Below are 14923 nucleotides of genomic sequence, written 5' to 3' on the forward strand. Positions count from 1 at the left end.
CCCCTCTTCAAAAATATTTATTTATGTTACCGTGTCGCCACAATTGATTTGCGGCGGTATAGCCAAGAACCAATAATATAAGCAACAACACCCCAAAGCGCCATCACACCCATATAAAACCAAATAGTACTTGATTCGATCCCGATACTATATACCATCGTGTCACGCAACCCTTCAGCAAAATACGTCAGTGGTAGCACATGCGCAACTGGGTGTAACCATTCAGGCATCATATCAATTGGGAAGAATACGCCACTTAAAAACATCATTAAAAAGCTAAAAATGTTCGCAACGCCCATATAAGCTTCTGTCGTTTTACTGAATGATGATATGAAATAACCAATCGCATTAAACGAAAGTGCCCCAACAATGAATAATACAACTAATCCTAATAGATTGATGTGCAATGTGGCATTAAAAAGTAAAACCCCAATGAGCGCGAGCACGATAATTTGTATAATGCTAAATAATAGACGCATGATCATGTCACTGAATCCGAACAAACTCATATTTACAGGTGTCATGCGTAGGCGTTTGATCAGCCCTTTTCGTCTCATATCAACTAAATCAACCATGCCAAATAAACCGCCTTGAGCCACCGCCAAAGCAATTAACCCTGTTAAGAGAAAGTCTTGATAACTCAATTCATGCTCACTTGATGAAATCGTCTCAAAATCGAGTGCATACGTTTCTGTTGCACCGACAACCTGTAAGTTCATTTGTTGAACAATATTATTTAACACACCCGATACGACTTGTGTTGATGTGCTTTGTTCATCTTCAGTGTTAACTATAAGTAGAATACTAGATTCGTCTTCTGATTCAGGTAGGACAACTGCAGCTGCTACTTCTTGATCTTCAACTAATTCTTCTGCTTCACTCCGGTCATCTAACTCATGTTCAACCACCAGTGTCGGAATAATCTCCATTTGGTCTGAAATCGCTGTTGAAATTTCATTCGGGCTCTCTTCAACCACTGCAACAGACGCTTCAAAATCTTCATCTGAGCTATCAGCGAAAATAAACATAAAGATGACCATTAATATGACAGGGAAAAACAATCCCCAAAACCACGCCTGCTTCTCTCTGAAAGTCATTTTTAAATGCATCAAAAACAATTGCTTAAACTGACTCATTTAATCTCGCCATTCCTTTCCTGTAAATGCAATAAACACATCTTCTAAACTCATTTCACGAATCGATATTTGATCCACTTGATAGTCTTTTTTGTTTGTAAAGTTAAACAGTTCAAGTAACGTATACTCTGGGTCTTCTGTCCAAATCTTCAATTCTGTCAAATCACGCTCCACATGAGAAACGACGCTAAGTGCATTCAAGACTTTTTCTGAATTAATTGCCGCTTCTTCATGTTCAAGAAAGGCTAACCTCACTTCGCGCTCAACGGTTAACTTTTTAATTAGCGCATCAGGCCTGTCGATCGTAATAACTTCACCTTGATCCACAATACATACACGATCACTTAATTGTTCTGCTTCATCCATATAATGCGTTGTTAAAATGATGGTTTTATCCAACGCTTTTAATCGTAAAATAATATCCCACAGATTACGCCTTGCTTGCGGGTCAAGTCCTGTTGTCGGCTCATCTAAAAAGATCATCTCAGCATCTCCAACCATCGCCATTCCGATTGCGAGACGCTGGCGCTGTCCACCTGATAGATTGCGAACTTGTTTATCTTTATGCTCAGTCAAATTCACCATTTTTAAAATCTCGTCTTCATGCCTGCTTTTATCGTAAAAAGATGCAAACAACTGTAAATGTTCAGAAGGTGTAAGTAAGTCAAACATCGCACTTAACTGCGGTTGAACACCGATTATCTTTTTTATATCATCTGAGTTCTTTTTCCAATTTAGATTTCCAAATTGAATCTCACCTTGATTTGGTGGAACTAACCCTTCTATCATTTCAAGTGTTGTCGTCTTCCCTGCTCCGTTTGGTCCGATGATCGTAAACACTTCACCTTGTTCGACTTGGAAACTGACATCTTTTACCGCCTGGACCGCCCCAAACGATTTCTTTAAATGATTCACTTCTAATACGTGCATGCGCACCCCTCCCCAGAAATAAGATATGTTAAAAGGCTTTATCATTATGTTTAAAGCTATTTCTTACTTTTATATAAGACGTCTAAGTTTCTGGAACGTTTCGTGTTTTTAGGAATAGTTAGAATTTTTTAACTAAAAACTCTACTGTAAGGGAATTTATGTTAATATGTGAGTAAGTTGTTACATGTGGAGGGAATCTCATGGTATATCGAGCAACGCCGTATAGGCGGATATTCATTTTACTTTTTTTAATCTTTATAGTAACTGCCACGACCTCATTAATACTGGGTAGAGCCATTGATCCATCCCGCTTAGTTCTGATGATTCTTCTCTTTCTCCCAATTTTCATTAGCTTTAGATTTGAAATAAATGATGACAGGTTAACCTACGAAATCTACTATTCTAAACTTCGCATTCATGAAAAGATAGTGCGCGTAAATGACATTCAAAAAATTATGTTCAAGCGTGTTGGCTTTAAACAAAGTGGTGCAGTCATTAAGTTGAAAAGTGGATTTAACATTAGAGTCTATCTATTTAAACCAAAGCGAATTTATCAAGACTTAGACGACTTCGCCGAACGGTATGAAGTATCTAAAAATAAGACTGAAGATTATTTGATTTTAGAGAAAATGAATCGAAAGAAGGTGATATTGTGAAGAAATTTATTTTGATTGTCATACTTCTTCTTATGGCCGCATGCACAACAGAGACTGACCAGATAGCTGATCAATACCCTGAACTTCTGCCGGATGAAGGTTACCAATATGGGTTGTTGACTGTTGGAGAGGATATTACGTTTGAAGAATTAAGAGATAGAGGGATAGGAAGTATCAATACCATTAATTACGTTAGTTCACTCGAACGTGCAGATGAGCGCTATCCACTTCTCGAATTAGAAAATGATCCTGAATTGGTTTTACTAGATGAAAACGGTTTAGTGACTAGAGTAAACTCTCTTGAGGAATTAATTGAAGAGTTAGATGGTGAGGGTGAGTAGGTTTCAGTGTTCTCGTACTGGTTTGTCAGGGGTCATACTAACATATCAGCGTTCACTCTGCGCTCATAACTTGTGCCGTCATACTTGTTAATGTTGCAATTCTCTCGCTCTTTTTTAAATAAGACATAAGCAGATTGATCAACTAAAACCTATTGAATTCTTTAACAAGAAGTAAAATAATCTCCCATCTGTCAGAAGATTTTAAGCAATGGGAGCTTACTAACTTGTTCTTCTTTTTCACTTCGTTTAATCATTAACCACTTACCACCTGAATATATGGCCCCTTCTAAATTGACTATAAACATAATAGCACTCCATTTAATACAATCAATTCTTTTCAGCAACAATATAAACATAGTCTCCAATTACACTACTATGCTTTGCCAAGACGTATTCTATTCTATTTGTTTCTATATCATGACTTAACCGACGGCATCCTTCATTAATCTCTTCTTCAGAAGCTATATTGGCAAATGTTGAAATACCTGATCTCACTTTTTCGTCCAAATACATGTGAGGATCAAACTTACCACTATATAGAAAGAAATCTTGCAATGATGGTTGAATTAAAAACGTCTCTTGTCCAACAATTTCAAACCCGGCATCTTCAAGTATTTCATTAACATTAGAAATACCAGGCATCTTTTTAGCAGATTGTTCAATTGCTTTTGGAAAGTATTCTTTTAGCCAATAATTATTCATTTGATTAGGATCTGAAGTGAAAATGACAAACCTACCTTGATCTATTACTCTATAGACTTCTTTAAAAGCAGCAACTAAATCATCAAAATGGTGAATAGATAAAATACACGTAACTCCGTCGAAAGAGTGATCAGAATAAGGTAATTGAGTTACATCCGCATAGTCCCATTGAACATACTGGGATTTTCCTTTCGCTCTGGTAAGCATTTCGTTAGAGATATCGCATCCAACCATTTGAAGACCAGATTCTTGTATAGCAACAGTATAATTACCTGTCCCACAAGCAACATCAAGCACTTTACTTTCACTTGGAATTTGTAAATGGTGAGTTAAGCGCCTTGTAATTTCAGGGTCCGCCTTACGTGTTGTATCGTAATCTTTTCCAATTGTATCGTATAACGATTTCACTCATCTACCACCTTTCACTCTGTCAAATCTTTTTCAAACATAACCATATCCAAAGCTCTTATTCCATTTTCGTAAATGGGTTCTGGATACCCCATAAAAAAGTTCTTCTTAATTTCTGACAACCTGAAACCAACTTTTTGGTAGAATGCTATATTGGCAATACTAGAATTAGCTGTTCCTACAATCATCTTACATATTCTTTTATTTACATAAATTTTACAGGCTTCATAAATGACTAATTTCCCAAGTCCTATTCCACGAAATTCAGGGGCAAGTGCGATGTTCTTTAATTCAACTACGTCCCTAGAAGGATATGTAAATAACGAAACTCCTGCTATTTCATTTCCAACTTGAATAGAAAACATATCGCCTTTATCAATGTACTGTTTTACTATATCCTCACTTTCATCTGCTAAGAGGAGATAGGATAAAAACTGTTCTCTGTTCTGCTTCGAGACGCTTTTTAGTTTAATACTTTCAACAATCTTCATTCTTAGTCTCCTTATTTACTGACAGTTTAATTAAAAACAAATATAACCCATGTCTAATCATCACTTTTATTCTTCTGATAGCTATAGAAAGCAAATAAATAAGCTACTACAACCCAAATGGTGATAAAGATTAGTGGCATCCACGTACCTTCATCGCTAGCTTGCATTAATAATGAAACAGGTAAGGCATCAAAAATAACATTTACTAAGTGACCTTCTGCTAAGCCAAACACATCAAACATTGGTGAGAAACCAAATATAAAAATGATTGGCATGATATAGAATGATGTGGCGGCAATTGACTTCGCAAATAAACCAATTCCAATCCCTAAAAAGATAAAGAATAAAAGTAATAAGACGCTGCCTATTATAACTTGTAAATTAAATACATCATAAACGTCGAGTAAAACAACAGAAATCATCAATGTTAAGAGTGTCATAACTATCGCTACTAAGCTTTTACCAACAATAATGTCTAAAAAGCTAGCTGGTGACATCATGAGCGTTCTTAACGTGTTTTTCTCCTTTTCCTCAGCCATCATGATCATGATGCAATATGAGGTAACACCAGCAAACACCATTCCAATAATGATAAACACCGTAAATAACGGGATAAAATCATCGAATAAGACACTATAAAATAACGCCAATAGAATTGGTACAACGGGCATAATCACTAGTGACGTGTTTTTGAAGAAATCTTTTATATCTTTTTCAAATATGGCTAATATTCGTTTTATATTCATGAACCTAAATCCTTTCCTGTTACTTTTAAAAATACCTCTCCAAGTGTCGGGTCATCACTATACATACGTTTCACTCGACCACTTGCGATAAGTTGTTCAATTTGACCGCTATTTTCTGGTTTGTTCTCGACTTTGATCAATTCACCATCGTGTGTTTCAATTTCGAACTGATTGGAAGAATGTTGGTATCTTAAGTGATCTGGATGGTCCATTTCTTGAATAGAACCTTTATATAACAAACCAACACAATCGCAAAGGTTTGTTGCCTCTTCCATGTTATGTGTTGATAAGAAAATCGTCGTCCCTCCCTCATTTAACTCTCTTAGGATTTGATGAATTTTATCAACATTTCCAGGGTCTAAGGCGGATGTTGGCTCATCCAAAAATAATAATTCAGGCTTATGGATGAGTGTCCTCGCTAACATGACACGTTGTTTCATCCCTTTGGACAGTTTTGAGACAACTTTTTTCTTGTCATCTATTAAATTAACTTTCTCTAAAATAATATCTATTTCATCTAAGCTAACGTCATATAACTTACAAGTTAGTTTAAGATTCTCATAGATTGAAAGACGTTCATATAAGGCACTATTATCTGAAAGGACACCGATCTTTGCTTTGTAATTGGGTGTAGGAAATTGTTCTTCTTTCATATTAAGAACATGGATTTCACCTGAGGTTTTTCTAAGCTCGCCTGTTAATGTTTTGATCATAGTTGTCTTGCCAGAACCACTTGGGCCGAGCAAACCGAAAATTTGGCCCTTAGGTACTTGTAATGTAATATCCTTTAATGCCACTGTATCACCATAACTTTTGCTTAAATCTCTTAAATTAATGACATAATCCAACTAAAGCTCCTCCTTGTGGTTTTAAAGTGTATAAATAAAAATTAATTACTGATTCCATTCCTTATGTTTACTTCTTATAGCTAAAACACCCAAAACAATGGCTACTGCCAGTAAAATATAGTCCAATAACTTAGTCCATTCAAAGAATTGCAGGGCCCCAATCATGATTAAAATTATTAACATACTTGAGTTGAACAGCTTATAGTTTCTCATTCTAGAAAGTATTGTCACAGCATGAGTCTCCTATTTTCAAAACTCTTTATGTATAAGACGAATATAACTTAAAATATTCACAATCTTACAGCATATTTTAACATAATTTTCTTTTACTTAGTAAAAGCTACTGAAAAAACAGACGGATTAAATAGATCAAATGCTTCTATAAAACGTAGTGTCATTACATATCGTTTCACCATACAACTATAACCACCAACCAAACAACAAAACCGAGATCATACCTTCACAGTAGACCTCGGCTTGTTGTTTAATCCTCACTTGGAACTTTTGTATGGAGAGGTGGTGGGATTAGCCAACCTTTTTCTTTGTTTAATTTTAATGCTTTTGCTGCTGCTTGGGCCTTATTCATATGATATTGTCCAAATAACATAGCAATATCTTCCCTCGTACATTGGGTGATTATAGTGGAACATCCAACTAATCCTTCCGCAAGTCCCTTAGAAACACCAGCACTAATTTCTGGATCTGCAAACTTTGCTCCTGGAGGAATCTCCTCTAAACTAGCTAATGGTTTATCTGGCGGTGCAGGTGGTAAACCAATCCCATTTTCTTTTAATACTTCTTCAACTTCAGTGATTTCTGCTTTTACACCAGGAATTAGCTCATCAATAAATTTCTTCAAATCACGATCACCTGTATGGTTGCCGTACGTTTGTAACATAGTATGAGAGCCATTAGCCGCCACTAAGTATGAAAACAAATGATAAACTTCACCATAATGTAATGGCTGTTTTTTCTGGTTTCCGCTTAAAATGCCCATCAAAACAACACCTCCTTATTAGTCATACATACCTATTCTTTGAGTAAGGTGAGGTTTTATTCAATAAATATTTAAACACGAAGTAGAATCATTCAAGATACCGCTAAATGATGAAGATTCATTTAAAAAAACCTCAATTTATGTGCAACACAATAAATTGAGGTTTCATATATATATGCTTTACCAGCTTGATTTTTTTAGTCCAGGAATTTGTCCTTTATGAGCATATTCACGTAGGCAGATGCGACATAGCATAAATTTTTGATAGACACTATGTGGTCTACCGCATTGTTTACATCGGGTGTATGCTCTAGTTTTAAACTTTGGTTGTTTTTGTTGTTTTACAACTAGTGAAGTTCTAGCCAACTTATAACCTCCTAACTTTTTAGTGTAAATAAGAAATTATAGCAAATTTAATCAAATGTTTCGTATGTAATTTATGGAAATGTTATGAAGTTTTGAGTACATTAAATAAGTGAGAAATTAGTTTTCCTCAATACACTTCGTTCATTTGAGGTTAGTGGCAGTTTGGGTGTGGTACTCATGTAATCCCCCTTCAAATACCTTCTGAATTGAATTTATAGCCAAATCCTCTTACTGTTTGGATGTATTTTGGTTTATTTGGGTTCATTTCAAGCTTTCTGCGTAAATGGCTAATGTGAACTTTAACGGTTTCGATATTACCAGTTGCATCAAAACTCCATATTTGGTCATAAAGTTGTTCATGACTCCAAACGCGATTAGGGTGTTTGGCTAAGTGGATCAGTAACTCCATTTCTTTTGTCGTTAGTAATATTGGTTCATCATCCAAAAAGCAATTCATAAGATCGAGGTCAATTTTAAGCTTCCCATAATCGAGGATGTTGTCATTTTCTAGTGGATTTGTATGATATATTCTTAAATTTGCTTTTATTCGCGCTTCAAGTTCTTCAAAGTCATATGGTTTTGTCATGTAATCATCCCCACCAAGTTCAAAGCATTTCACTTTATCTAATGTATTGCGACGTACGCTTATAAAAATGATAGGAACAGTCATCTTCTTTCGGATCGATTGGCATACTTCAAATCCATTCATTCCAGGCATTTCAATATCGAGGAGTATGAGTTGTGGTGTTGTTTTTGCGGTGATTTGTAATGCTTCTTCTCCACTTTGTGCCGCTAAAGTATGATAACCTTTGCTTTGAAGATACATTTGTGTCATCTCCCGAATGCCTGATTCATCTTCTACGATAAGAATCGTCTTTTCTTTCATGAACTTCCTCCTCTCTGTTTATTACGGCTGAACGCTTATAAATTGGAAGCTCGACGTAGAATGATGAGCCAGTGCCGATTTCACTTTCAACATGGATTCTTCCTTTATGACTTTCAACGATTTCTTTTGCTATAGTCAGACCTAATCCTGTTCCGTGAGGGTTATACTGTGATGACTTAGAATTCTTATAAAAGCGTTCAAATAGATAGGGTAAGTCCTCCTCGTCAACTCCCGCCCCGTTATCGACTACTTCTAATATGATAAGTTTTTCATCTTTGACAAATGAAGCGTTAACGGATATCTCACCGCTCTGTTCTGTCGTATATTTCACTGCGTTAGAGATTAAATTAGAAAAGACTTGATCTAACCGCTCACGATCAATTAAACAAGCCCAATCATCTGATTCTTCATTAAGTTTCTCCCATTCGAATCCATGAAAACTGCGCTTCTTTTGTTCAACTAGAAACGCACATTTCTCTTCAACTTGAATGAGCCAGTCACCTAACAATACTTCGACCTTATTCAAGCTCGTTTTCCCTTCTTCTAGTTTGGATAGATCAAATAAATCGTTAATAAGGCGGTTTAGTACTTGAATTTTCTTTAACACTTGCTCGTTAAAATGTTCGTTATAAGGTGAGATTGTTCCCCCTTTAAGGGACTGCATATAACTATGAATCAGAGTCACAGGTGTTCCAAGTTCATGCGCTATATTGGAAAGCATTTGTCTCCGTGAGTCTTCAGCTTCAAGTAACGCTTCATTGGCGCTTTTTAAATCAACATTCGCGATTTTTAACGCTTCTGTTCGTTCTTCTATCTTTTGTTCTAAATGGGCATTTAAATTTATAAGTTCTTGGTTGAGCGTTCGAATGCGAATTAGCGTGCGAACGCGTGATAACAATTCCATCTTGTCACAAGGCTTGACTAAGTAATCATTAGCCCCCGCTTCAAATGAAATAACTTTATCATCAAGCTCACTTTTAGCCGTTAACATTAAAATTGGTAGCTCCATTAGTGAGTAGTCTAGGCGTAGTCTTTGACATACTTCATAGCCAGATATTTTCGGCATCATTAAATCTAAAATGATCAAATCAATTGATTGTTCCTTTATAACCTCCAACACTTCTTCACCACTAGAAGCTGTTGTGACTTCATATCCTTCTAAAGAAAGTTGGTTAGTCAACACTTGTAAATTCACCGCTTCATCGTCAGCTACTAAAATGCGGGGCTGGTTCGTGTTTTGAAATGTTGGTGGTTCAATGGCTGTATGGTGATCTATAATCAAGCGTTCAGGGGAGCTTGATACCTCTTCAGATTGGCGCTTTTCTGGAACTGGCAATGTGACATAGAAGTTAGAGCCTTGTTTTAGCTTAGAATCAACTGACATCGTCCCTTCATGTAAATCGACAAGCCGCTTCGTAATACTTAAACCAATCCCTGTTCCGCTGTGACTTTTAGAAGGTGAAACATCCGCCCTTCTAAAAGGGTTAAAAATATAGTCCATTTGCTCACTTGAAATACCACTCCCTGTATCAGAAACACAAATCGTCACACCTTCTTCAGCCTCATAAACTGAGATGGTAATTTGTCCTTCTTCTGTATATTTAATCGCATTTCCGACTAAATTGTATAAAATTTGTTGTAGACGATTCGGGTCAGCTCGCACTGGTGATAAGTTATCAGGTATGTCAGTAACGAGCTCAATGGGTTTATTTTTTAATAACGGTTTTGAAACAGCGAGGACAACTTCAATAACACCTTTTATCTGAACCGATTTAAGTTGAATCTCTAAAGAATTATACTTTAGCTTTGAAAAATCTAAGATGTCATTCACTAAATGGGTCAAACGATTTCCGCTTGCGACGATCGTTGATAATTGCTGTTTCATCGGTTCTGACACTTGACCTACCACTCCATCACGTAATGATTCAGCAATGCCGACCATGCCATAGATAGGTGTTCTTAGCTCATGCGATGTAACGGCTAAGAATTCATCTTTTAATACGTCCGCTTTTTTTAAATTGTCCAATGCAAGCGCCTGACTTTCACGTGCTTTCTCTTCTGCTTCTTCTTTTTCCGCTCGCATAAGGTTAATCTTATCAGCTAACGCAAAGCTTAATAATACTACCTCGATAGTCATCGCCGCTTGCCCAGCATATTCTGTCATTAACGAATACGGAATGACGGCTGCCCTCTCTAAAATGGTTATGAACACACCTGTTAAGAATATCATCCAACCGAGAATATAAAAGCGTGCCTGACGTGCCCCACGCTTTAAACAAATGAAGGCTACGATTAACACGGTCAAAAATGTCATAAAAGCTCCTAAGATCATCATGTTTAATGCGACGATGTGGGAGATAAAAAGTAACACTACAGTTAATAGATTCCAAGCAATCAGTAAGTACGACAACTTATAAAACCAAGCAATATACTCATCTACATCAAGAAAAGCACGTGTGAATAATAAGACGAAAATACACCCAAAACTGACCCAGAACGGTGTTGAGATTAAATTCCAACTCGGAAAATCCGACCATAAATATTGAAAACCAACACCATTTATAGAAAGTTTACCTAACAACGTACATAACATCGCAATGACATAATACAGGTAACTTCGCATTTTTAAACTAAAATATAAAAACAAGTTATAGGCAATCATCACAATAACAATCCCGTAAAAAATCCCCAATAAAGTAAGCTCTCCTTGTGTTCGTTCGTAAAATGAATCAGGATGCCATATGTAGATTGGTGGGTGTAAATCGCCTCCTCCAACCGCCCTTGCGTAAAATGTTTCACTACTCCCTGGTTCAATGTCTAAATCAATGACGAAGTGACGGTGATTGATCTTACGCTGATCAAATGGAAAGTTAACAGCTCCGCCTTGATAGATCTGTTCATATCCTTGATCACTTTTGCGGTATATGTCTAATTCATAAATGAGTGGGAAAGCGAATTCTAACAACCAGTCGGCTTGATCAGATTCATTTTCTATTTCAAACAGAATCCAAGTAGCCGTCTCAAAGAAACCACCCCGCTGGTCAATCTGATCTTCGTGAACAAATTGATTAGCAAAATCAGGTGCTGTCACATCAGCAATTTCAAGCTGCATGTTACGATCTTTAACCATTTTAATCGATTGATAAAGGTTGATTTTTTCAGCGTCCGAATCTAGTTTTAATGATCCTGTTGCACTTGTGGTGCCATTTGGTAAGAAAGCAAGTAAGCTAACGACGATTATCACCCATAAATATTTATGTACACGAAGCATCGATACACCTCCAATTGTTGAAGGTCATGGTGTTACGGTTCATTTTATTACTTTCATTTTACTTGATATAAATATAAATGAAAGAATTTTTAAAAATTTTATACAAATAAATAGCCGGCTATCATTAGTAAGGTTATTTCTAATGATTTGCCGACTTAGGTTATTTCTCTATGAATCTGTGTCCATTTTATTCACTTGCTCTTCAGCAATGTTACCTACCACCGGGAACTTAAACCATTTCCCTTGGTATGCCATGATCATACAGGCAATCCATATGATCAATCCGACTGGTGCTAATAATAACGATATGAGCCAACCAATTAGTGGTACAAACCCTATCACCATACTAATGACGAATAAGGATAACCAAATAAAGATCGACTGAAAAGCATGATAGCGAACAAACTTGCTATCTTTTTCGACTAACAAGAAAATAATCCCCGTTACAAACCCAAACAAATAACTTAACATTCCAGCGACATTATTTTCTAATCCTGTAGAACTCTTTTTGTCCTCATCTTCGTCACGGAATACCTTTGTTTCTTCGGCTTGATTTTCTTGTGTCATATACAACCCCTCCCAACTAAATTAAGGACAGTGAATCACTTCACTTATCTATATCATAGTTAAGGAAGGTTAAATCTAAGTTAAAACAAATAGAAATCTTTCATTATAGTTATTTACCTAGTTTTCATCTATCCATAATCGATCTAATATAACCGCAATTACAGTACCAACAAGTAAGCCATTGCTTATGATTTGTTTGACGGTTTCTGGAAGTAAGGCAAAGCTTTCAGGCGGAATGAACATAAGCCCTGCACCTAATAACAACGAAACAGTTATGATCGTTGTCCGCCGTTCGTTTAGCGGTTCTATGAATAAATTTCTAAGACCTAATCCCATTAATTGAACAAAGGTTGCAAGTAAAGCCGCGTTCGCAACCGGAGCAGGAATCATCGCTAAGCTTGAAATAATCACAGGAAAGAATGAAACGATGACTAATATAGCTGATGCCCACATGAATGGTGATTTTCGCTTTTGTCCGGTCAGTTGGATAAACCCTGCTGTAGAGGCAAGCGGGACAACTGCTACACCTGAAAATACGCCAGAAATCCCATGGTTCACCCCTAAGACAAAGCTCCCTCGATTCATTTGCGTATGACTTAAATAAGGATCACCTTTAATGACATTTGAAGTCGCTGATAAAGCTGCGACGATATTGGATAGTAAAATAAATGCAGTTAAAAGCGCAATCGGCACAACGCTCCAGTCGAATATAGGTGTTCCCCAAGCAAATATTTCAGGTGCCTGGAATATTGGGGCATTTGATGGTGTCGATTGATCAGAATCTATAAACAATCCAAAGAGAATCCAGCCGATTGAAATGCCGATTAATACAGCATAACTTTTCATCCATCCTTTAAAGAAGCTTGATAAAATGAGAACCGTACTAAAGCTAATCATCGCAATGATCAACTCGTTAACCTGTATGTACGGTGTATTTTGATCAAGACCTAACATACCTTCTAAAAACGTCCCACTCAGCTGAAATGTCAGCAATGTTAGAAATACACCTGTCACAAGCGGTGTGAATAAATAGATGACTTTACCAGATACTTTGAACACACCCAATATTATTAAAAAGACCCCCGTTAAAATCATCGCCGCTTCTAACAATCGAAGTGCCTGCACCCCTTCTGAACCAGTAACGCCAATACTCGCAGCAAAAACCGCGAACGTCGAGACCCATAAACCAGCCGGACCATCAATAATCGGAAGCTTATGCCCAAGCCAACCCTGCAAGAAGCAAGCTAGACCTATAATAAGGAATGTACGTTGCATCAACAACATCAGCTCATTTGGGTCCATGTGAAAAATCGAACCAATCACAATCGGTATCGCAACCGCATTCGCAAGCAAAAAGATAAACCATTGTATGACAGTAAACAAATGCTGTTCCTCCTAAACTTAAATCATGCAATCATTACATTTTAACATATATTATGAAGGTTGATGTGAAGCGGACTTTATGCGAGCGCTGATAAACTCCTCCCGAGCACTGATAAATTCGTGCGAGCGCTGATAAATTCCGTGAAGAATCAATATCAATAAACCCTCTTTAAAACAAAAAATCACGCAAACAATTCTCGCGTGATTTTCTCTTACATTTATACGACTAATTCAATTTTATTTCCAGCAGGGTCTTCTGTTATGTTCTTAGAAACAGGTGAGCCCATATCTTTCAATCGAGTAATGACTGCTTCTTTTGATGCTTCATCAGGATAAACGATTTGGTATGATTGTAATCCAACACTATTTTCAGTTGGTTGTGGTGCACCAATGCCGTTCCAAGTATTCGCTGCAATATGGTGATGATATTGGTCAGTTGATAGGAAAATGGCCTGCCCACCAAATCGGCAAACAACATCAAACCCTAATCCATCTACATAAAACTGTTCTGCTTTCTCTAAGTCTGAAACGTGCAGGTGGATATGCCCCATCACCGTCTCCTCTGGCATGCCATTAAAACCTTCATCAGTCTTATATTTAACTAAGTCGTCAAAGTCTAGTGGATCAACAGCCATCTCTACTTGCCCACCATGCCACGTCCATGTTTCTGGATCTTTATCTTGGTAAACTTCAATGCCATTTCCATCTGGGTCATTAAAATACAATGCATCACTTACTAAATGGTCAGATGCACCAATGCGGACTTTTTGATCGGCTAAATGCATCACAAAATTAGCCAAGTCACCTCGCTCAGGAACTAGAATGGCAAAGTGATATAAACCTGATGTTCTCCCTTGTTTTGGTTGAGGATTTTCTGGTTGCTCGAGTGATAGAATACTCGTTTTTCCATTTGCTGTTAAATCAGCTTTATTATTTGTTTTCTCTAATACTTTTAACCCTACGATCTTTTGATAAAATTCCAATGAACGCTCAAGGTCTGTCACTCTAATTGTGACTTGGTTGACGAATGTCGTTGGTTTACTATGAAAAGTCATGTTTATTTCCTCCATTAACTTACTTTATGTAAGTAAGTGTATAATAGTAAGTAAATTTTGTCAAGGTAATAACTGCTCGTCTATTTTCCTAGTCACTGCATACAATGTGACGAGGTGAAAAATATTGAGTATAGCAGCGT

The 14923-nt window shown here is 36.8% G+C and carries 15 protein-coding genes; 2 read left to right on the forward strand and 13 right to left on the reverse strand.

Annotated features, from left to right (window positions below):
• Positions 1-26 precede the first annotated feature (26 nt).
• Positions 27-1136 (reverse strand): ABC transporter permease, encoded by a 1110-nt coding sequence (locus ABDZ63_RS02760; RefSeq protein ID WP_343781623.1) that lies wholly within the window; start codon positions 1134-1136, stop codon positions 27-29.
• Positions 1137-2066: an ABC transporter ATP-binding protein gene (locus ABDZ63_RS02765; RefSeq protein ID WP_343781624.1), complete on the reverse strand. Its 930-nt coding sequence runs from the start codon at positions 2064-2066 to the stop codon at positions 1137-1139.
• 200 nt (positions 2067-2266) lie between these two features.
• Between ABDZ63_RS02765 and ABDZ63_RS02770 the strand changes: the two genes are divergently transcribed.
• Complete coding sequence (locus tag ABDZ63_RS02770; RefSeq protein WP_343781625.1) at positions 2267-2722, forward strand: hypothetical protein; 456 nt, start codon at positions 2267-2269, stop codon at positions 2720-2722.
• Entirely contained in the window at positions 2719-3063 is a 345-nt protein-coding gene (locus tag ABDZ63_RS02775) for an outer membrane protein assembly factor BamD (protein WP_343781626.1), read from the forward strand. Before ABDZ63_RS02770 ends, ABDZ63_RS02775 begins: the two co-directional genes overlap by 4 nt.
• A 327-nt stretch (positions 3064-3390) precedes the next feature.
• On the opposite strand, the gene ABDZ63_RS02780 is transcribed toward ABDZ63_RS02775, so the two are convergent.
• The 11 genes from ABDZ63_RS02780 to ABDZ63_RS02830 all read right to left on the reverse strand — a co-directional run bounded on the left by ABDZ63_RS02780 (position 3391) and on the right by ABDZ63_RS02830 (position 14783).
• A complete protein-coding gene (locus ABDZ63_RS02780; protein WP_343781627.1) occupies positions 3391-4173 on the reverse strand; it encodes a class I SAM-dependent methyltransferase in 783 nt (260 codons plus the stop codon).
• Between the two features lie 14 nt (positions 4174-4187).
• Positions 4188-4664 carry a GNAT family N-acetyltransferase gene (locus tag ABDZ63_RS02785; RefSeq protein WP_343781628.1) on the reverse strand — a complete coding sequence of 159 codons (477 nt, stop codon included), beginning with the start codon at positions 4662-4664 and terminating at the stop codon, positions 4188-4190.
• Positions 4665-4717: 53 nt separating this feature from the next.
• Positions 4718-5410, reverse strand: a complete 693-nt coding sequence (locus tag ABDZ63_RS02790) for a hypothetical protein (RefSeq protein WP_343781630.1) — start codon at positions 5408-5410, stop codon at positions 4718-4720.
• Positions 5407-6258 carry an ABC transporter ATP-binding protein gene (locus tag ABDZ63_RS02795; RefSeq protein ID WP_343781631.1) on the reverse strand — a complete coding sequence of 284 codons (852 nt, stop codon included), beginning with the start codon at positions 6256-6258 and terminating at the stop codon, positions 5407-5409. Before ABDZ63_RS02795 ends, ABDZ63_RS02790 begins: the two co-directional genes overlap by 4 nt.
• A 484-nt stretch (positions 6259-6742) precedes the next feature.
• A complete protein-coding gene (locus tag ABDZ63_RS02800) occupies positions 6743-7255 on the reverse strand; it encodes a DUF3231 family protein (protein ID WP_343781632.1) in 513 nt (170 codons plus the stop codon).
• A gap of 180 nt (positions 7256-7435) precedes the next feature.
• Positions 7436-7621, reverse strand: coding sequence for a type Z 30S ribosomal protein S14 (locus ABDZ63_RS02805; RefSeq protein ID WP_343781633.1), 186 nt, complete (start codon positions 7619-7621; stop codon positions 7436-7438).
• Between the two features lie 190 nt (positions 7622-7811).
• On the reverse strand, positions 7812-8507 hold the full coding sequence (locus tag ABDZ63_RS02810; protein WP_343781634.1) for a response regulator transcription factor: 696 nt from the start codon (positions 8505-8507) through the stop codon (positions 7812-7814).
• Positions 8473-11778: an ATP-binding protein gene (locus ABDZ63_RS02815; protein ID WP_343781635.1), complete on the reverse strand. Its 3306-nt coding sequence runs from the start codon at positions 11776-11778 to the stop codon at positions 8473-8475. The genes ABDZ63_RS02810 and ABDZ63_RS02815 overlap by 35 nt, the downstream gene beginning before the upstream one ends.
• A 168-nt stretch (positions 11779-11946) precedes the next feature.
• The gene (locus tag ABDZ63_RS02820) at positions 11947-12345 is read right to left on the reverse strand and encodes a DUF4870 domain-containing protein (protein WP_343781636.1); all 399 of its coding nucleotides are present in this window, start codon (positions 12343-12345) and stop codon (positions 11947-11949) included.
• Positions 12346-12462: 117 nt separating this feature from the next.
• Complete coding sequence (locus ABDZ63_RS02825) at positions 12463-13728, reverse strand: purine/pyrimidine permease (RefSeq protein ID WP_343781637.1); 1266 nt, start codon at positions 13726-13728, stop codon at positions 12463-12465.
• 218 nt (positions 13729-13946) lie between these two features.
• Positions 13947-14783 carry a VOC family protein gene (locus ABDZ63_RS02830; protein ID WP_343781638.1) on the reverse strand — a complete coding sequence of 279 codons (837 nt, stop codon included), beginning with the start codon at positions 14781-14783 and terminating at the stop codon, positions 13947-13949.
• Positions 14784-14923 lie beyond the last annotated feature (140 nt).

Source organism: Alkalibacillus silvisoli (assembly GCF_039521975.1).
In the GTDB taxonomy this organism is placed as follows: Bacteria; Bacillota; Bacilli; order Bacillales; family Alkalibacillaceae; genus Alkalibacillus; species Alkalibacillus silvisoli.